The organism is Kiritimatiellaceae bacterium (assembly GCA_013141415.1).
GTDB lineage: Bacteria > Verrucomicrobiota > Kiritimatiellia > Kiritimatiellales > Tichowtungiaceae > Tichowtungia.
Genome location: JABFQY010000005.1, coordinates 362,497 through 382,086 on the forward strand (window position 1 = coordinate 362,497; position 19,590 = coordinate 382,086).

The following is a 19,590-nucleotide window of genomic DNA, read 5'->3' on the forward strand; positions in this document are numbered from 1 at the left end:
GAGCAGAAGAAAACGGAAATCAAAAATAGGAGAATGAGTCATGAGAAGTATAAGTAAAAGATTAATAGCCATGCTCGCGCTGATCGCGTTGAGCGGTGTGGCGCAGGCGGCCAGCGGGACGTGGACGAACCTTACCAGCGGGTTGAACTATGGCACGCCAGGGAACTGGCTGGGCGGCGTTGTGGCTGCCGGCGGTGCCGGGATGACGGCGGACTTCAATACGCTGAACATCACAGGCGATACGACGGTTAACCTCGAAGCAGCGCGCGGCATTGAAGACCTTGTTTTCGGTGACACCGACACAAGTACAGCGGGTAGCTGGATTATCAGTAATACAAACACCCTGACTTTTTCCGGAACGACACCTTCGATCACGGTGAATGCACTGGGCGCGGGCAAGAGCGCAACGATCAACGCCAAGGTTGGCGGAACGGCTGGATTGACCAAAGACGGCGTGGGCACGTTGATACTGGCTACCAATGCCGTCTATACCGGCAACACCGTGATCAGCAACGGCACACTACAGCTTTCACTGCAATTAGCTACCGGTACCGGACTCTCCAGCACAAACATCACGGTTAAGAACGGTGGTACGTTTGCCCTCGCTGGCGGTGTTTTTAACGGAACGGCTCTGGCCGCAGGCACCTTTCTTGATGTAGAAAATGGCGGCACGTTGCGTTTGGATAAGTATTTGGTCGGCAAATATGCAAAATTTGCCACCGGCGCCTCTGTTACAGGTACGAACCTTCTATATCTTAATGTCGTCGATGCGGCGACGAGAAAGGTTTTGACGATGGGGTCGGCAGATTTTTCAAATTTGGCCGTGGTTTTGCGCCCAGATAATACAGTCAATCCTACGCAGACGCTCCAGTTTGATGGTACCGGCAACGGTGCCACGATGAAGGCTCTCACGCTTCAGCCCGGCGTAAATGTGGCATCAACCGGTATTCACAATTACATTATGGACATCGGCGACAGCGCCACGGCGGACAATGATCTGACCGTCGCAACGCTGACAACTTCCGGAGATGGCACTCAGACGCGCATTATGACCAAGCAGGGGTTGGGAACCATGCTGGTCAGCAATAACGTTACTGGGAATAACGCGAATTACGACCTGAACGTCAACACGGGCAAAATGATTTTCGCTGCCGCCGCGAACATGAAGAGCATAACCGTCGGTTCGTCCGGCACGCTCCAGCTCGGCAATGATGCCGCAGGCGGATCGTCCACGACAGCTATCGCCAACAACGGCACGGTGGACTTTAAGCGCACTGACGCCTACACCCACTCCGCGAACATCAGCGGCTCCGGTCTGGTGAATAAATCGGGCACAGGGGATCTGACGTTCACCGGTGCGAAGACCTACACCAATACGACGACCGTTTCTGCCGGCAAGCTGATCGTAGACGGCAGCCTGCTCAGTCGGCAGATCGATGTGTTGAACGGTGCCACGCTGAGCGGTTCCGGAACCGTGCAGAGTGTGACGCTGAATGCCGGCGCCATTCTGGCTGTCGGTAACAGCCCCGGCACAATGACCTTTGCCAGCGACGTGGTGTTGTCCGCAGGTTCGACCAATATCATGGAAATTTTCACTGTGGGCTTCGATGTATTGAAGGGTTCCGCAACCAACACGCTGACGATGGCTGGAGCAACCATCTTTGATTTCACCGGTAATACGGTTACCACCGGCACAACCTTTAATGTTGTGCAGAACTGGGGAACAGTCACGACCAACGGTGCAACGTTCTCAGTTGTCGGTCTGGGTGAAGGTCAAGACCTTGACTACAGCCAGCTGGTAACTAGCGGTATCGTGACGGTTATTCCTGAACCGGCGACGATCGGAATGCTGGGTCTGGGCGCTCTGATTACGCTGATGCTGCGCCGCATGCGTACCCGCTAATCAATGCGGCTTGAAAATAAAAAACCCGGCTTCGATAAGCCGGGTTTTTTTATGAACTGAAACGGATTTTATACCAAGTGCGAATGAAATTTGGCATTTAACCAGACCCGCTGCCCCGAAGTTTCGTGGGCGGCCTACAAAATCTGTAGGCCCGGTCCCCGACCGGGCGTTCTTTATGCCGAATATCATGCGGTTTTGGTATTATTGATTGGAATGGTTGGCAAACGGCGCGGGGAGAACTTTTAAAACATGAATAATTTTTTAGAAACGGATGAATTGACTGCGTTGCCGCAGACGGCGGACGCGGCGTTTAAGAGCGGTGAGAACGGTGTAATTTCGGTGAAAACCATTGCCGACCGCAAGGTGGAGTTTGTGTCGTTTGAAAACGGCAAGACGCTGGCGCTGGTGAAGTCGGCGATGGGTTATCCGGCCTATTATCCGCTTCATCCGGTCAGCATTGAAAAACCGCTGAAGGCCGTGCTGATGGATCTCGACGGAACGACCGTTCACAGCGAGCACTTCTGGATTTGGATTATCGAAAAGACCACCGCCAGCCTGCTGGGCGATCCGAAGTTTAAACTTGATGCCTGTGACGAGCCGCATGTTTCCGGACATTCCGTTTCAGAGCATTTGCAGTACTGTGTCGGCAAATACTGCCCCGAAAAAACCGTCGAAGCGGCGCGTACATGGTATTTCAAGCACACAAATTTCGAGATGAACGAAATTCTGGCCGGACGCGGTAAAAAAGGGGCCTTTACTCCGGCACCCGGTATCAGGGAGTTTCTGTACGAACTCAAAGCGATGAAGGTGAAAATCGGACTCGTTACGTCCGGGCTTTACGAAAAAGCCTGGCCGGAAATTCTGGATGCTTTCCAAACATTGGGAATGGGCGATCCGAATGAGTTCTACGATGCCGTCATCACCGCCGGACACGCCATCCGCCCCGGCGAACCGGGAACGCTGGGAGAGCTGTCTCCTAAGCCGCATCCGTGGCTTTATGCCGAAGCCGCCCGCGTCGGCCTCGGTATTCCGTTCGAAGAGCGGCACAGCGTGGTTGGTATTGAAGACAGCGGGGCGGGGGTGGTTTCCATCCTGCTGGCCGGATTCGCCCCCATCGGGATCGGCGGCGGGAACATCATTGAGAGCGGAACGAAATCACTGTGTACGCACTATGAAGAAAACTTTGAGCAGGTGCTACGACAGTTGAAGTGATACCAAAACCGCATGATATTCGGTTTATAAACAAGGCAACCGGGACGGTTGCGATACGTACCGCCGCCGTCTAGTTCGACAGGCTCACCACGGGCCGGCGGCCTTGCCATAAATACCGAACCTCATACTCATTTTGTATGACCCCCAGAAGGGCGGATCCATCCAGACCTTGGAATATCCGTACAGGCCGGGGAATACAATGGCTGGGGTTTTCTCTGACTAAAGTTGACGGCAAGCTTTTTTATTAGTATTAATAATGAGAATGTAGAGCGGCGCCGCAGACGATGCGGACGAAGGTCAGGCAAACGTAGTGAAAGGAAACCAGATGAAAAAAATAGTCAGTATATTGGTTCTATTGTCATTAGGTGCTTCCGGCTGGGCGGCGCCTTTGTTTACCCGTACGGCAGATGGTAACTGGTCTGCGCTGTCTCAATGGAAGGATAATGGTTCCGGCAAGTTTGCTGCCTCCTCGGTATTGCCGGGATCCGAAGACAATGTGGTCGTAAATTCTAACAGGAAGGTGACATTGGACACCGACTCAAGTGTTGCACTTTTTCAAATTATAAATAGCGCCAGTAGTGCCATAGTAGATGTTGACGGTGAAAATACGCTGACGGCGGAGTTAATTCAGGTCGGTTTGAATTCAACAGGGCTCGGCATTTTGAACCAAACGGCGGGGACTATTTCTTCTCCTAAAATCTGGGTGGGTCGTTTGGCAGGGAATCCGGGAACCTACAATTTGTCCGGCGGGGCATTGGATATGAACGGGTCGCTTAACATAAACAGCACCGGGCTGATGAATGTGAATGGCGGCACGCTGAACAATTCATTTAATGGAGCGGTTCGTACAATCAGTGGAGCCGGTACGATTAAACTGTCAGCCGGTTCTATCAATCTAAAGGGTACTTTAGAGACGGATCGGGTCGATCTGAATGGCGCTCTTTTTGAAGTGAGCGGCGGGACAGTTAATTTGGGCGCTCAGGTGCGGGTTGGCGGCAAAGTGCCGGCGGAATTCAGAGTGGTCGGGCACAATGCGGCCATTACGTTTGGTGCGCTGGATCAGGACGTCGCCACGAAAGGGACGTTTAAATTTGTTTTCGATACGACCGGCATCAGTCCTATCCAAGTGACCGACTCGATGAAGCTGTCACAGGCCAAGATCGTTGTGGACGGTTCAGCCTACACCGGCAACGGCGGAACATTTACGCTGTTTAGTTCAGCCGGTCTGGTGAGCGTGGCGGATATCAATAATATCACTATTATCGGGTTCGGTTCCAAAACCGCCGCTATTGTGCAAGATGAGGCGAATGGTAAAGTGCAGCTGGTGGTTACACCTTCAGTGTAGTCGGATAGCCTGATGACCGTAACCGGCAGGGTGTAATACGGAATCAATCTGATTTGTATTGAGCGGAATCCGAAAAAGATTTTTTACCACCCGCTTCGCTAGAGGGATCTCCGAGGGGGTCAGAGGGGAAGTTCAGGAATCAGGGGTCAGAAGTCAGATGGAATAAACGGTGTCCCATAGTTTAGGGGCAGCCCTGTTGGCAAAGGGCTTGATTCGGAGTAGAGATCGCAAGTAAAAACGAGCTTTCACTTGAGATCTCTGCTCCAAATCTGTTCCGTTTGTTGAGAGAAGCTCTCCGACTTACTCCGAAGTCGGCTCTAGCGAAGCGGGTGGTGAAAAAATATTGATTAAGTTAATTTCGTATATGGGTTTGTAAAAAAGGTCAAAACTATGAGAAGAACCGGAGTTTACAATAAAACGGCACAGCTCTTTTTTACAGGCCTGATGGGTCTGAGTGCAACGGGCTATTCGTTCGCGGCCGAAGCGCAAAAACCGAATATCGTTTTCATTCTTACCGATGATCAGGGGTACGGGGATATGGGCCGCACCGGCAACCCGATTCTTAAAACACCAAATATCGACCGGTTGTACGACCAGAGCGTGCGGTTCGATAACTTCTGTGTTGCAGCGGCCTGTGCGCCGACCCGGACCGCCCTGATGACCGGATTGCATCACTTTAAATCCGGAGTGACCCATACGATTCCGCCGCGCGAGCATATGGCGAAGGAGCGCACAATTCTTCCGCAGTTTCTTAAGCAGGCGGGCTATATGACAGCCCATTTCGGGAAATGGCACATGGGGGACGGGCCGGGATACAGCCCGAAAGACCGTGGATTTGATTATGACGTGTCGATTGCTGACGCGCAGGGCGAGAAGGGTTTTTTTAACCCGGTCGCCAGACGTAACGGGAAGTCGGTGCCGAGTCAGGGGTTCCGTGAAGATGTGCTTTTTGATGAGGCCATTCGTTTTATTGGCGAAAACAAGGAGAAGCCCTTCTTCTGTTATCTGGCCACCTGGTCGCCGCACGATCCGTTGCGCGCACCGGAGGAGGATATTGCGCCGTATCGCGGCAAGGTGGATGAAAAAACCGCTGTGTTTTACGGAATGGTCGCCAATGTTGATAAAAATGTCGGTCGGTTGATGGCGCGGATTGAAGAACTGGGACTGAGCAGCAACACCATTGTGATGCTGATGAATGATAACGGCGGAACGTATGGCGTCGAGACGTATAACGCTGGCATGCGCGGGTGCAAATGCACGTCATGGGTCGGTGGATTCCGTGCTTTTTCGCTCTGGAGCTGGCCCGGTAAATGGCAGCCGCATAATGTGGATGTACTGACGGATGCGGTGGATGTTCTGCCGACGCTCACTGAAATTGCCGGCGTATCTCTTCCTCCGGAACTTAACGCTTCGAAGGACGGCTTCAGTCTGGTTCCGCTGCTCGAAGGGCGTTCCGTTGCATGGGAAGACCGGATGGTTTTCCAGCATGTCGGGCGCTGGGCGGGCGGCATGGCCGCGCTCAGTAAATATACCGAAGCCGGTGTGCGCTGGAAAAATTTCATGCTGGCCCGCCGGGAACCTTCCAGTGATCCGCAAGGCTTGAGCGCGGCCGAAAAGCAGGCCTCCAATAATAACCTCCTGCGGATACAGCGGGGCGAGATCAGTGCGCCCTATACCAAAACCAATGCGCAATTTCATTGGGGTCTGACGCAAGGCTGGGAGCTTTATGATGTGGTGGCCGATCCGGCCTGCCAAACGAATCTATCGGCTCAGATGCCCGAACTGACTCAGCGGATGGAGAAAGCCTACGACACATGGTGGGACGGCATGTTCCCGCAAATGATGGAGCAGGGCGGAGATGAGAAGTTGAAATATTAGAGGAACCGAAGGCATGAAAAAACGAACATCGAAACGGTTTGGTCGGTTGAGTTTACTTCAAGGTGCAGCCGGGATGTCTTTGCTGGCTTTGGCCTCCCGCAGTTCCGCCGCACCGGTTCCTTCTCAGGAAGCCCGTCCGAATATCATATTTATTTATGCGGACGATCTTGGCTGGGGCGACTTGGCCGTGAACGGGAATACGAATATTTTTACTCCCAATCTGGACAGGCTGGCTTCGGAAGGGATGAATTTTTACCAGTTTACCGTCAACAACCCGGTCTGCTCGCCGAGCCGGGTTGCTTTGCTGACCGGAAATTTTCCTTCCCGGTTCGGTGTGCACCAGCACTTTGCTTCGCCGGCGGAAAATCAGAAGCGCGGCATGCCGGACTGGCTTGATCCTGACGCCGTAACCTTGCCGAAAATTTTGAAACAGGCCGGGTATGCAACGGCGCATTACGGCAAGTGGCACCTTTCTCTCGCCGGAGCGGGTAAGGAAGCTCCGGAATATCCTGCGTACGGCTATGATGATGCGGCAGTTTATGCCTGGGCGGGACCCAATACACGCGACGTATTCACCGGAACATCCGTAGAAAGCAAAAAAGGGCAACCCCATGAAAGAGAACCTTCTGCCTATCTGACTGTTGCTGCGGTTGAAAACACGCTTACGTTCATCGAAGCTCATAAACATGAACCTTTTTTTATCAATTTATGGATTCATGAAACACATACCTATATTGCCGCCCGCCCTGAGGATCGCATTCCTTATAAAGACGTTCCGGAGCCCGAACAGACCTATTATTCGGCCGTGACGCGGGCGGACACCCAGATCGGTTCGGTTCTCAGGAAGCTTGATGAACTGGGATTGAAGGATAACACCATCGTGGTTTTCTCCAGTGATAACGGGCCGGAAGTTCCGAATGAAACTCCAGCAGCGATGACCTATTACAGCCGTGGCAGTGCCGGCGGGTTGAAGGGACAAAAACGCAGTCTCTACAGCGGCGGAGTCAACACGCCGTTCCTGATCCGCTGGCCGGGCAAAATTCCTGCCGGTAAAATTGATAAAACCACCATGATTTCGGCCGTTGATATGCTTCCTACACTGGCCGCCGCCGCCGGAGTGAAGCAACTGCCTGCAGGCTATCAGAGCGACGGTGAAAATATGTTGCCAGCGATGTTCGGAAAACCGATGGATCGCTCCAAACCGCTTTTCTGGAAATGGAATGGAGATCATAGCGGAAATAACTGGCCGGCGTATGCGATGCGTGACGGACGATGGGTTTTCCTGATCAACGAGGACAGGAGTCGGATTGAACTGTACGATGTAATCACCGATCGCGATCAAAAAAATAATCTGTTTGCACAGGAGCCTGAGCGCACGAAGGTGATGCAGGCGGCAGTAGAGCGGTGGATTGAAACCCTGCCGAAAACAGTTCCCGTCCGTCTAACCGCAGGTGGACAGGCGCAGTCCGCACCAGCTCCTTCGCCCGTGGTGGAGAAGGTTCAGAAGATCCCGGTCAGCACGGCGCAAGGACCGGCGGCGGTCCGCACGAACCTCTTTAAGAAGCTTGATGCCGATCACGACGGGTCGGTGTCCTTTGCTGAATTTCTTGGAGCCCGGCAAGACGACGCAGCGGCGTCCCTGCGGCAGCGGTATGATTCCTTTGACACCGATAAAGACGGAACGCTGACAGAACAGGAATTTGTCAGTGCGGGGAAAAAGTAAATTGCGGGGATCAGGGAAGTAAAACAACAGGAGGTCTATGATGAACAAAAGGAATACCGGTAAAGCGTTGGTGATGGGTTCAATTTTTGCGCTCACGTTATCAATTTGCGGCGAGGCCCGTGCGCAGGATCCGGCGGCAGCCCGTGCAAGCGTCTTCAAGAAATTCGATACGAATCGTGACGGATTCATGTCATTCGATGAGTTTATTCCGGCCTGTCCGCTCCGAAATGATCTGGCAGCGACCCGAGCACGATATGATTCATTTGATACCAATAAAGATGGAACGCTGACCGAGCAGGAAATGGTCAACGCAGGTAAAACGAATTAAATGTTCCTGAGCGTTGTTCCGACCGTGCGCCGGATTCCGGCGGTGGCGACAGGGTGAGGGGCTGGGGAAACTTCGTTACTTTGCATCCATAACGGTGGATAGGGGCAGGAGCTGAGTTTCTCCGGCCATTAAAGCGATCCGGACGGCGCTGGGAAAAACTATCTTTTCGAAGACGCCTTCGGAGCTCTTCCAAATTTTGCCACTTCGATTCCGGCACCTTGGTGCGCTCCGGAAAGAATTCAGTTCTCTCGGGGCGCTGTCACCGTCCCGAGGTGTATCCATCTATCAAGGTCCGAGGATTTGAATTTCGGTGGCGGACAGGGCGCGGTTATAGATGCGCACGTCACGCATGATTCCCTCGAATCCGTAACCGATCAGAAGGTCGTGGGCGTTATGCTGGATGAGCCCGGTCGTGGTGAGCCGGGATTGCTCAACTCCGTTTTTATAGATGATGAGTACGTTGCCGTTGTAAGTGCCCGCCACATGAATCCAGCTTCCGCCGGTGCTTGTTTCCGGATAAGTGGTCTGCTTCACGCCGCTGCCCGTCAGGATGCGATTCCCAAGGTCGTCCGTGTCGGCACCCAAAACTCCCAAATGGTAGCCATTCGTGGTCGGGAAGTCCTGTTTGCTGACCAGAATCGGGGTGCCGCAAACCATTGAAGCGAAATTCGTATAGGGCATAATCCACGCGGAAATCGTGTAGTTTGTCACCTGTAGTGGGTGGGGGTTAGACAGCGGGTAAAACTCCTGTATGTAGGGGTCGTCAGCTACAATTACAGTATTAGCGGCGCCGCCTTGGAATTCCAAGTGGTATTGGTTGTCGCTGTCTGTGAACCAATCGGTTGCGGAGGGGTCGATAACGCCGAAACTCCGGTTTCCAGACACGTCGCTCAGGAGCGTGGGATGGCCATTATCCATCGGCCAGCGGGCAATCAAGCTGGTGTCCATCTTCATATCGACCAGCGTTTGAAGATCGGATCCCGTCAGGGCTTCATTGTAAATCCGGACTTCGTCCATCCATCCCTTGAAATTATATCCCAGTTTCAGCGCAGTCGTGTCATGAGTGATTGCCGCCGAGGTGACGACCTCAGACTCCAGCACCCCGTTGCGGTAGATGCGGAGATGGGTTCCATCGTAAATCCCCGCCACATGGATCCAATTCGTCGAACTGTTCTCATAATAAGTGGTCTGCTGAGTAGCGGTTGATCGGAAGCGCATTCCGATCCGGTTATCGTTGGTGTACAAGCAGCCCAGCAGGTAGCCGCCGGTTGCGCTTTGTTTATGAACCAGAGACGGGTAGGTGGACAGGTTGCTCAATACCATGTCGGGCTTGATCCATGCGCAAATCGTGAATTGTTGCAGATTCGTCAACGTAGGGCTGCTCGGCACCGTGACATAGGCGCTGCCGTCGAAGTGAACCGCATTGCCGCAAAGGCCGGCAGCTTTGGTGGCGGTTGTTCCGACCATTGTACCGTTATTTCTGTATCCGCTGGAATCCGCCAGCACACCCGTATTGGTTTCCATTTTCCAGTAACCGATCAGTTCCGGGCTGATGATGGAGGGGAGGTAGTTGGTTTGAGGGCCGGCGTTGTCAACCACCCCGGAGCGGAGGCTGTCGTTATTGGAAATGTAATTTGTCTGTTCAATATGTACGGTGTGATTAAACACCCGATGCTCGACCGGAAGGATGACGTTGTTGGAGACGGTAATGCCTGAACTTCCGTTATCCAGATAAATGGCGGCAAGAGCACCGCCGGTGTCCTCGGTCCAGCGTGAACGCCGGATATCATGAATATAGTTATTCATGATCAGTGTTCCAGGTTGTTTGGAGAGGGTATAAATTCCGCCGCCGTCATGCAACAGGTTCATCACATGATGGATGTGGTTATATTGAATGGAATTGGTCATGGCCGGGTTAGCATCAGCCATCCACCCCCAGCCGATGCTGATACCTGTGTACGGCATGTAGGCGACTTCATTAAAGGCGACCGCAGTATTTTTAACGTAGCCTCCGAAGATTCCTACCGACCCCCAATAATCCACGGCGCAGTCAGAGAGGTAATTGTTCCAGATATTGTTGTCCGAGCAGGTCGTGCGTGAGTCCGCAGGATTTAAAACCACCGCCATGTCCACGCTGATGCCATTCCCAGAAATATCATAGACCAAATTGCCCCGGATCGTATTGGAGTGGCAGGCCGAATAAAGGGTGAGCGCCTGACCGCCCATGTGGGCAAAGGTGTTGTTTTCAAACAGCAGGGAGTCCGCCTTGTCCGCCACAACGCCGGATTTCATATTGGCGACTTTCACGTTCTGTAAGGCGTTAGTATGGCAGAAGCCGGCCTGCAGACCGATGTATCCTTCATTGTCAGGGGTATTCCAGGTGGTGTGCGCGAAGGTGAGCCCGATGAACTGAATATGGTGAATCGGGGCGGACAGACTGGCACCCTGAAGATTGATCAGAGTATCAATTTTCGGAGCAATAATAACAGAGCTGGCGATCGATTCACCGGTCACGGGTTTATAATAAAGGATTCCGTTGGGGCCCAGAAACCACTCATCTTCCGAATTGAGGAAGGAAAGGGAGTTTTCGAGATAGTATATCTGATCGGGTTGTTGAGCCGGTGGCAGGTTGGCAAAAGCAATCGTGCTTTCTGGATTTTTAAACTCGAGATCAGCCGTGCTGCCATTGACGGTACAGTTGGTCACACGTAAGCGATTTTGATTCCAGTAGCGGGCAATAACCATTTCGGCGGCGCCGGCCGTGTTGATGCCAGTGATATCCGATGTGTTTACGGTGATGTGTGAGGCCGCGTTATCCCAGGAGACGATGCGTGCAAAGTTGCCGATCTCAGGAGTGCGGGCACGGATGGCGCGGCGTCCGTTGACATACAGTTGCCGGAACCGGTTCGTGCCGACATTGACGGTGTAGATGCCGTCGCCGTCGCTGTCTGTCCAGCCGGTAATTCGTGTGCCGCCGCTGATCACGGGGATTTCATTGGTGTAAGCCTGATAAATGACGCAACGATTGATCTGAGATCCGGAATCGTTCGTGGTGAAGTTGACCGTGTTTGTCTGATAATATGTGCCGCCGCGCACATAAACAATAATGTTCCCGGTCATCGTTTTGTTTACGGTGGCGACTTTCTGGCGGGCGCGTTCCAGCGTAGCAAAGGGTAATGAAATGGTGCCTGTTCCGGTGGTATCATTCCCGGTGGTTGCCACGTAATAAGGCCCCGCAGCAAGGACGGGAAGGGCGGAAAGAAAGAACGCGAAGGCGCAGTAAGAACCTGCGGAAAAGGTGGAAAGGGCGGGCCAAAGACATAGCGCAAGGGCGCATGACCGGAGATGAACAAATGGCGACCTGAACTTCACTGAGGCTGGTTTCACGGATTCTCCTTTTGATTTATCTTTTGTACACATGTTCCATGTTATGGAGTCGCGATTCTAATTCATCAAACAGATCGACGCAACAATAATAATATTAATATACGGGGTTTATGCAACTCATTGCGGAGGAACATGAAGAGAGCGTCTATTCTGGACGAAGTGCGGGTGTCTATGCTACACATGCCTCATGAGTAAGAGGAAGGCCAGTCAGGCGAAAACAGACATCAGGAAGACCCCCGTCGCCGCAACAGAGGCCGCGTCTCAGCGGCGCCAGTTCAGTCTGAAGGATATCGCGGAGCGGGTCGGAGTTTCCATTAATACGGTTTCGCTGGCCCTGCGCAACAGTCCGCTGGTCACAAAAGAAACCGCCGACCGTATTCTGGAGGTCGCCAAGGAGCTGCGTTACCGTCCGAATAATTTGATCCGTGCTATTCAAACCGGACACTCTGGCCTGGTGGGTGTGGTCATGAAGCCGAATAACGAGTGGACCACTCAAATGCTGCTGGGTATTCACGAAGGACTGCAGGAAAAGGGTCTTCTTCCGCTGATGGACTGGCTGCCGTCTCATTTTGACCGTCCGGCGAAGCCGGGGGAACGTACGGAGCTGGAGGTTATTCATAACCTGATTGATCACCGGGTGGACGGTATGATTGTTTATCCGAGTAACGATCAGGTCGCAGACGTCTATTTCAATGAAGTCTGGGAGCGAGGTATCCCGTTGGTGACCATTGACCGGTTGGCGACACAAACCCATGCGGATTTTGTCGGTACAGACGAGCTGGTGGGTGGAAGAACGGCCGCCGAGCATCTGCTTGCACTGGGGCATCGTCAGATTGCTCACATTGCCGGGTATCAGGGGTATGGCACCTACGCGAAACGGCGCAAGGTTTTTGAAAAAATTATCCGGGAATCCGGGGCGAGTTGTAAGATCGTTGAGGTCGGTCCGTATGAGAGTAGCGACCGTGCGGTTCAGGAGCTTTTTAAAGGCGGACGATATCCTACCGCAATTTTTCTGGCGGATGACAGTTTTGCTCCCGCCGTGTATCAGGTGGCGACGGAGAAGGGGTTGAATATTCCGGATGATTTGTCCGTTATAGGATACGGCGGATTGAGTTGGAGCCGACTGGTTAATCCTCCACTGACAACGATTCGTCAGGATCCTTGGAAAATGGGCGTGGAGGCGGCTCGGATTATTATCGAACGGCTGGACAATCCGAATAACCACTCGCAAGACATCGTTTCCCGTCAGGTTCGCCTGATTCCAAAGCTGGAAATTTGCAGCTCGACGGCCGCCTGTAAAAAACCAAAAAAGTGACCGGACGATCTCAGTCGGTCGCGCTGAATTTTTGGACACGGAGACATTCTTCCTGCTCGCTGCGAAAATCGATGTTATTCCACTTTAGCAGTTCGTCGGCAGTCAGGTCAGCGCAGTGGATGCGGTAGTCTGACGGCGTCATGCCGGTGGCGTGTTTAAAGATATTGGCAAAATACTGGCTACTACCGAAGCCGCATTCAAAAGCGATATCAATAATTTTGATATTGGTTTCCCGTAGTAGAGTTTTTGCGCGCTCCATCCGGAGTCTCGAAAGATATTCGATCGGCGTACAACCGGTCAGTTTCTGAAAAACCGTATTCAACTGGGTGCGCTGGATATTACACCGGTCCGCCATTTGATTGAGAGTCCATTGCTGATCGCATGTGGCGGACAGCTCCGTCAGCAGAGTCTGCACCTTCTTTTCAGACCAGGTGTGCGTGTCGGTGTCAACCGCTTCACCGGAGACAATTCTCTTTAGTTCAACCAGAACTGCACGTAGCAGGCTAATGGAGTGGGTTTTTCCCAGTTCGTGTGTGCTTTGCAGTTCACGGATCAGCGCAGGCATTAGCCAGCGCATAGCCGGTGTGGCGCGGAAGCAGTGCTTTGCACAGGCCGCAAAAGCCGTGCTGAGGGTCTTCATCTCCGGCGCGCTGAATCCAAAGCACGGCGGGAAACTAAACTGCCGGTGCGGATTGGGATAATCCTTCTCAAGATGAAAGAGTACGTGCCAGACTGTATTATCCGGTTCACGGGGATGCAGACTGCCGTGGACTTGCCACGGCAGTGTGAAGAAAACAGACCCTGACTCGATTCGTTCTGGAGCCCCTTCAACCATCCATTCCAGCAGGCCTTTTTCAATGTAAGTGATTTCCATGCCCCGGTTTTTATGAGGCGAGAGTTCCTTGCATCGGAATTGTCCGTAACTGATGATTTCTTTCATGCGGGGGAGAATAGGGGTGGTGTGTAAAATATACCATTCAAAAAGGCGACCGCCAGAGCCGTTCACTGGGTGTATAAACAGGCAGAATTCAACAGGAGAATACTCAATGGCTGAGAAAACATGGATTACTTCGCTTCCGAAGATCGGAATTCGCCCCACTATCGACGGTCGTTACGGCGGCGTACGCGAATCGCTTGAAGGTCAGGTTATGACTATGGCGAAGAGCGCCGCAAAGCTCATCAGCGCTTCGCTCAAATATCCGAACGGCAAGCCGGTCGAATGTGTTATCGCGGACTCTTGCATTGGCGGCGTGGCTGAAGCCGCGGCTTGCGCTGAAAAATTTGATCGTGAAAACGTCGGTGTATCACTGACGGTGACGCCGTGCTGGTGCTACGGCTCGGAAACGATGGACATGGATCCACTGCGTCCGAAAGCGGTTTGGGGCTTCAATGGCACCGAACGTCCCGGCGCGGTTTACCTCGCCGCTGTTCTTGCCGGTCACACGCAGAAAGGTCTTCCGGCTTTTGGTATCTACGGTCGTGACGTGCAGGATGCCGGCGATACGTCGATTCCGGCTGATGTTTCTGAAAAAATCCTGCGCTTCGCCAAGGCCGGTCTGGCCGTGGCGATGATGAAAGGTAAATCCTATCTTTCTATGGGCGGCTGCTCAATGGGTATTGCCGGATCCATCGTCGATCAGAACTTTTTTGAAGAATACCTCGGCATGCGCGTAGAGGCGATTGACCTGACCGAGTTCACCCGCCGTATGCGCGACGGCATCTATGACAAGGCCGAGTATGAAAAAGCGATCGCATGGGTGAAGGACAACTGCACAGAAGGGCATGATCCGAACAAAGCCAGAACCAAACGCTCCCGCAAACAGCTCAACAAGGAGTGGGAAGAATCCGTCAAGATGGCGATGATCGCCCGCGACCTGATGTATGGCAATAACCAGCTCGACAAGATGGGCTATAAGGAAGAAGCGCGCGGACACAATGCGATTCTCTCCGGCTTTCAGGGCCAGCGCCACTGGACCGACACCTTCGCTAACGGCGACTTCCTCGAAGCGATCTCTAACAGCTCCTTCGACTGGAACGGCATCCGCATGCCTCGTTTGGTGGCGACCGAGAACGACAGCCTCAACGGTGTGCCGATGCTTTTCAGCTATCTGCTCACCAACACGGCGCAGGTTTTCGCCGATGTGCGTACCTACTGGAGTCCTGAGGCAATCAAACGCGTCACCGGCTATCAGGTGGAAGGCACCGCTTCCGGCGGACTGATTCATCTCATCAACTCCGGTTCCGCCGCGCTCGACGGCAGCGGACAGCAAAGCAAAGACGGACAGCCGGCCATGAAGCCGTTCTGGGAAATTTCGACCAAAGAGAAAAACGCCTGTCTGAAAGCGACCTCTTGGCATCCGTCCGTGACCGAATACTTCCCCGGCGGCGGCTGGTCATCCAAGTTTGTCACCAAAGGCGGCATGCCGATTACCATGAGCCGGGTCAACCTTGTCAAAGGGCTCGGCCCGGTTCTGCAGATTGCAGAAGGCTGGACGGTTGAGCTGCCCGAAAAAGTTCACGCCAAGCTGGACAACCGTACCAACAATACCTGGCCGACAACGTGGTTTGCACCGCGCATCACCGGCAAGGGTGCGTTCACGGATGTCTATGAAGTGATGGCGAAATGGGGTGCCAACCACGGCGCGTTCAGCTACGGGCACATTGGTGCTGATCTCATCACGCTGGCGGCCATGTTGCGGATTCCGGTCTTTATGCACAACGTCGAAGAAAGCGATGTTTACCGCCCGAGCGCGTGGAGTTCGTTCGGAACCGAAGGCCTTGAAGGAGCGGACTTCCGCGCCTGCCAGACCTATGGGTCGGTTTATGGTTGATGTTATGCTTTGATTTAAAGTGTGCAAAGGTTCACAATCTCGACAATCAGGGTGGAGACAATGTGGGCAGCTTTTTAACTGGGCGGGTGGACGACTGAAAAAGGAGACGAAGGTATGCGAAAGATAGGAATGACGATAACGGCATTGCTTCTGGCTTGCCAGCAGAGCGGGCAGGCTAAGACCATAATGACTGCGCAGGATTATGCGGGGGACAGCGATGTGGTGCTTGAAAGCGCCGTGCGGGAAATCAAGTCGATTCCGGAGGATACAGCCAATCTGGTCGGCGACGCGGTCAAGATGGTCGGCGACGAAACGATCACGGCCGCCCGGGGGATCAGCTCGGTGTTTAAAGCCGATCCGGTTGCGGGCGCTGAAAAAGCCGCCGCGCTGGAAACCGCCAGCGCATGGAACTCCGCCAATGATGTCGTCTTCCGCTCCTACAAAGTTTCCGAGCCGGTCGGTAACGAGCTGCTTGCCGGAAAAAACATTCAGCCCAACGAAACCGTAGATGTTTCGGGCTACTTTGCCGGGGTTGATTTCCCGGAAGGAACGTCGGCCATGTACCGTCCGGAGTTCAAAAAACTGTTCGTCCGTCAAACTCCGGGTAACTTTCTTCTGATTGAAGATGTGCTCGGGGATCGGCACAGCCGCAAGCGCGAGCTGATGGGCAAGCAGGTGGAGATTCAGACCAAATTTGTGGAGGTCAGCCAGAACACTCTGAATGAACTGGGCTTCAGCTGGAATTTTGGCAGCAAAAACGGCGGGGATGCGAATCTTTTCGAAAACCTGACGCTGCCTGCCGGACAGGACATTATGGCATCCGGACTTCGGACGGCTGCCGGAGCGTTGGGTGCGGACGCTAATCCGGGATCCCTGCTGGTTCAGAAAGCCGCCGGTTCGCTCAATTGGAGCCTGATCATCAGCGCGCTGGAGCAGGCCAATGACAGCGATGTGATTTCCGCTCCGAGCATCACCACGCTCAACGGAAAAACGGCTAACATCTGGGTGGGTGAGCAGCGCATGGTGCCGAAATCGTTTGAGGCCAAAACGCAGAATACCAGTGTCTTTGTGGAGAACAAGGAGTGGGAATCCCAGTTGATGGGCGTGCAGCTCGAAGTCAGACCGGAACTGCGCAAGGGCGGACTGATTGATCTGGAGCTTAAGCCCAAAGTGATCGACCTGCTCGGTTACGACACCTATCAGGTCACCCCCACCGGACCGTACGGGCCGGATGGAAATTCCGCCTCGATGATGGTCTGGGCCCGTTCCAGCGCCGCAGCGATGGCCTTGCCGACAACCCCTAATCCTGTTAACACGCCCGCAAGCGCAATTCTTGCAACGAATACTTTGGGAGAAATCGTCCGTTCTCCGGTGCAGGCCATCCTTTCGCCGGTTCTCCATATTCCCGGAACGATCGATACCTACTGGAATAAGCTCTACAACACGTTTGTGAATGCACCGACACCGGCAGTAATCCCTCCCGAAGTCGGCGACGCGGATGGCGATGGCACTCCGCTCACTAAAGAGGATTGGGCTTACTACAACGCCAGCCGTGTTAACAACGATAACCGCCGCAAGATAGAGCATGACGAGTACGGCATCCCGGTTCCGTCGCTGGAGGGCAAGCTGCCTTATTTCCGTCTGAGAGAAATGCAGACCAAGGTCACCGTAGCCGACGGCAGCACGGTGGGGATGGGCGGACTGATCTATGACAAGCTCGAAACCTACAAAGACAAGGTTCCGGTGCTTGGAAGTATTCCGTTGATCGGGCGGCTGTTCCGTTCGGAAGGCGAGCGGACGGTGAAACGCAACCTGATGATTTTTGTGACCGCCACGCAGGTGGATGTAAACGGGCGGCGTGCCGCAGATCTGGCCATGCAGAAATAACTTTGTTTAAGGAGAAAGCGTATGCGAAATGCACTTAAATTTATAATGGCCGGCGCGCTGATCGCCGGGATGGTTCAGGCTCAGGAAAAGTCCACCAGCGTCGACAGTGTCTTGAAAGAACTCAGCACGCATCAGGGCAAGGCCGCTCCGGCGGTTGTTCCTCCGGTTGCTGTTGTTGCTCCGGCGGCTGTTGTTCCTCCGGTTGCTGTTGTTGCTCCGGTTGCCGTAAAGGCTGCCCCGGCTCCGGCTCCGGTTGCGGCTGTAAAGGTTGCTCCGGCTCAAACCCCTGCACCGGTTACGGCTACGGCACAGGTCGCCGCGCCGGTCGCGGTGAAAGAGGGGCTTTCCGCCGAGGCGGTCAAGGCGCTGGATGTTCCGGCCACGCTGGAAGCCAGCCGGGATCTGTATGCGGGCGGAGAGTTCGAGCAGGCTCAGAAAGGCTTCGCGGCGGTGATTCAAAAGGATCCGGAGAACGTTATGGCGCGTATTTATCTGCGCCGGATTCTGGAACGCGATCACCGGGATGTGGAAGTCAGCGCGATGAAAGATCTTAGTGGTGCATGGAAGACCGGGCTGGTGCTGCGCTCGTACGATATTTCAGCGGAAGCGGCGGAAAAGATCGGCTTTGGAAAGGATGCGGACGCGGTGGATGCGGCCGGTAAATTCCGGGAAGTGAAATTTCCCGCCGGGGCCTCGGCGGTCTATCAGGCAAAAACCGGACAGCTGTTTGTGCGCAATACCCGGGAGAATCTGGCGGTCATCGAACAGATCCTGAAGGCGATGGATGTGGCGAAGAGTTCGGCGGGCACCGATCAGGTTGAAATCGAAGCCAAATTTGTTGAAGTGTCTGAAGGGACGCTCGAACAGCTCGGCTTTGAGTGGAACTTTGCCAACCCGATTCCGTTGGGTGATAATGTAAAAGCGACCGACGGAGCGGGACTGTTTGCAAACACCCTGCGGGGCGGTTCTCAGTCTCCCGCGCTGCCGTTTACCCAGCCCTTATCGATGGGGGCGGAAACCTCCGCTGACTATGGCGACTGGAAGGCGTTCCGTTTTGAAGATACGTTCTTCGATGGACAGTCCGCCAATCAACAGTCCGCACGCATGAGAGTGCATAACGCCGGCAGCCGGCCGTTTGATGTTCTGATCAGTGCACTGGATCAAAGTTCGGGAACGGATGTGCTTTCGGCTCCGCGCGTGGTCACCTGGAGCGACAAGAAAGCGACGATCCGCGCCGGTCAGTTGCATTATTTCCCCAAGACCTATGAAGTTGGCGGAAACGAAGGAACGATTGTTCACGTCAAGTATGACGGGTTTGAAGAAAAGCTACTGGGGGTGGAACTGGATGTAACACCGAAAGTGGACGGCGATCAGATTACGCTTTCTCTTAATCCTAAAGTCAGCGAGCTGATCAGCTGGCAAACCTACCGGATTGCCCCGGCGAACTCGGCCTACAGCTATTATCAGCTGGGGATTAATCAGCAGTTTGAGCACGACGCGATCACGGCCCGTCTGCCGATCTTCAAGCGTCGGGAAGTGAAAACCCAGGTGACGATTGCCGATGGTGCGACGATGGGCATGGGCGGACTGATTAATGAGCGGATTGAAAAATTCGAGGACAAGGTTCCTTTTCTTGGCAGTCTGCCGCTGGTGGGCCGTCTTTTCCGTTCGGAAGGCGAGCGGGCGGTTAAACGCAACCTGATGATCTTTGTGACCGCGAAGAAAATCGAACCGAACGGACGGATCAACACGGAACGCTCCTTTGAATAATCCGTCATGCC

At 53.8% G+C, this 19,590-nt stretch carries 12 protein-coding genes; 10 read left to right on the forward strand and 2 right to left on the reverse strand.

Features of this window, described 5'->3' with window-relative positions:
- Positions 1 to 40: 40 nt before the first annotated feature.
- The 6 genes from HOO88_08605 (at position 41) to HOO88_08630 (ending at position 8,389) form a co-directional block, all read left to right on the forward strand.
- Positions 41 to 1,903: a PEP-CTERM sorting domain-containing protein gene (locus HOO88_08605; GenBank protein ID NOU36816.1), complete on the forward strand. Its 1,863-nt coding sequence runs from the start codon at positions 41 to 43 to the stop codon at positions 1,901 to 1,903.
- Between the two features lie 249 nt (positions 1,904 to 2,152).
- A complete protein-coding gene (locus HOO88_08610; protein ID NOU36817.1) occupies positions 2,153 to 3,115 on the forward strand; it encodes an HAD hydrolase-like protein in 963 nt (320 codons plus the stop codon).
- Between the two features lie 325 nt (positions 3,116 to 3,440).
- Positions 3,441 to 4,460 (forward strand): hypothetical protein, encoded by a 1,020-nt coding sequence (locus HOO88_08615; GenBank protein NOU36818.1) that lies wholly within the window; start codon positions 3,441 to 3,443, stop codon positions 4,458 to 4,460.
- Between the two features lie 390 nt (positions 4,461 to 4,850).
- Complete coding sequence (locus HOO88_08620) at positions 4,851 to 6,338, forward strand: arylsulfatase (GenBank protein ID NOU36819.1); 1,488 nt, start codon at positions 4,851 to 4,853, stop codon at positions 6,336 to 6,338.
- 13 nt (positions 6,339 to 6,351) lie between these two features.
- Positions 6,352 to 8,061, forward strand: coding sequence for a sulfatase-like hydrolase/transferase (locus HOO88_08625; GenBank protein NOU36820.1), 1,710 nt, complete (start codon positions 6,352 to 6,354; stop codon positions 8,059 to 8,061).
- A gap of 37 nt (positions 8,062 to 8,098) precedes the next feature.
- Positions 8,099 to 8,389 (forward strand): EF-hand domain-containing protein, encoded by a 291-nt coding sequence (locus tag HOO88_08630; GenBank protein NOU36821.1) that lies wholly within the window; start codon positions 8,099 to 8,101, stop codon positions 8,387 to 8,389.
- Between the two features lie 285 nt (positions 8,390 to 8,674).
- Here the strand turns inward: HOO88_08630 and HOO88_08635 are convergent, their stop codons facing one another.
- On the reverse strand, positions 8,675 to 11,611 hold the full coding sequence (locus HOO88_08635) for a hypothetical protein (protein ID NOU36822.1): 2,937 nt from the start codon (positions 11,609 to 11,611) through the stop codon (positions 8,675 to 8,677).
- 352 nt (positions 11,612 to 11,963) lie between these two features.
- Between HOO88_08635 and HOO88_08640 the strand changes: the two genes are divergently transcribed.
- A complete protein-coding gene (locus HOO88_08640) occupies positions 11,964 to 13,091 on the forward strand; it encodes a LacI family DNA-binding transcriptional regulator (protein NOU36823.1) in 1,128 nt (375 codons plus the stop codon).
- 10 nt (positions 13,092 to 13,101) lie between these two features.
- Here the strand turns inward: HOO88_08640 and HOO88_08645 are convergent, their stop codons facing one another.
- Positions 13,102 to 13,965 (reverse strand): helix-turn-helix transcriptional regulator, encoded by an 864-nt coding sequence (locus HOO88_08645; protein NOU36824.1) that lies wholly within the window; start codon positions 13,963 to 13,965, stop codon positions 13,102 to 13,104.
- Between the two features lie 172 nt (positions 13,966 to 14,137).
- Between HOO88_08645 and HOO88_08650 the strand changes: the two genes are divergently transcribed.
- The 3 genes from HOO88_08650 to HOO88_08660 all read left to right on the forward strand — a co-directional run bounded on the left by HOO88_08650 (position 14,138) and on the right by HOO88_08660 (position 19,579).
- Positions 14,138 to 15,922 carry an L-fucose isomerase gene (locus HOO88_08650; GenBank protein ID NOU36825.1) on the forward strand — a complete coding sequence of 595 codons (1,785 nt, stop codon included), beginning with the start codon at positions 14,138 to 14,140 and terminating at the stop codon, positions 15,920 to 15,922.
- Positions 15,923 to 17,020: 1,098 nt separating this feature from the next.
- Positions 17,021 to 17,809 (forward strand): hypothetical protein, encoded by a 789-nt coding sequence (locus tag HOO88_08655; GenBank protein NOU36826.1) that lies wholly within the window; start codon positions 17,021 to 17,023, stop codon positions 17,807 to 17,809.
- Between the two features lie 21 nt (positions 17,810 to 17,830).
- Positions 17,831 to 19,579: a type II secretion system protein GspD gene (locus HOO88_08660; protein ID NOU36827.1), complete on the forward strand. Its 1,749-nt coding sequence runs from the start codon at positions 17,831 to 17,833 to the stop codon at positions 19,577 to 19,579.
- Positions 19,580 to 19,590 lie beyond the last annotated feature (11 nt).

Excerpts from the sequence above, each read along its gene's own strand:
- HOO88_08605 (NOU36816.1), top strand. The coding sequence starts at position 41 with ATGAGAAGTATAAGTAAAAGATTAATAGCCATGCTCGCGCTGATCGCG.
- HOO88_08610 (NOU36817.1), top strand. The coding sequence starts at position 2,153 with ATGAATAATTTTTTAGAAACGGATGAATTGACTGCGTTGCCGCAGACG.
- HOO88_08615 (NOU36818.1), top strand. The coding sequence starts at position 3,441 with ATGAAAAAAATAGTCAGTATATTGGTTCTATTGTCATTAGGTGCTTCC.
- HOO88_08620 (NOU36819.1), top strand. The coding sequence starts at position 4,851 with ATGAGAAGAACCGGAGTTTACAATAAAACGGCACAGCTCTTTTTTACA.
- HOO88_08625 (NOU36820.1), top strand. The coding sequence starts at position 6,352 with ATGAAAAAACGAACATCGAAACGGTTTGGTCGGTTGAGTTTACTTCAA.
- HOO88_08630 (NOU36821.1), top strand. The coding sequence starts at position 8,099 with ATGATGAACAAAAGGAATACCGGTAAAGCGTTGGTGATGGGTTCAATT.
- HOO88_08640 (NOU36823.1), top strand. The coding sequence starts at position 11,964 with ATGAGTAAGAGGAAGGCCAGTCAGGCGAAAACAGACATCAGGAAGACC.
- HOO88_08645 (NOU36824.1), bottom strand. The coding sequence starts at position 13,965 with ATGGAAATCACTTACATTGAAAAAGGCCTGCTGGAATGGATGGTTGAA.
- HOO88_08650 (NOU36825.1), top strand. The coding sequence starts at position 14,138 with ATGGCTGAGAAAACATGGATTACTTCGCTTCCGAAGATCGGAATTCGC.
- HOO88_08655 (NOU36826.1), top strand. The coding sequence starts at position 17,021 with ATGGGCGTGCAGCTCGAAGTCAGACCGGAACTGCGCAAGGGCGGACTG.
- HOO88_08660 (NOU36827.1), top strand. The coding sequence starts at position 17,831 with ATGCGAAATGCACTTAAATTTATAATGGCCGGCGCGCTGATCGCCGGG.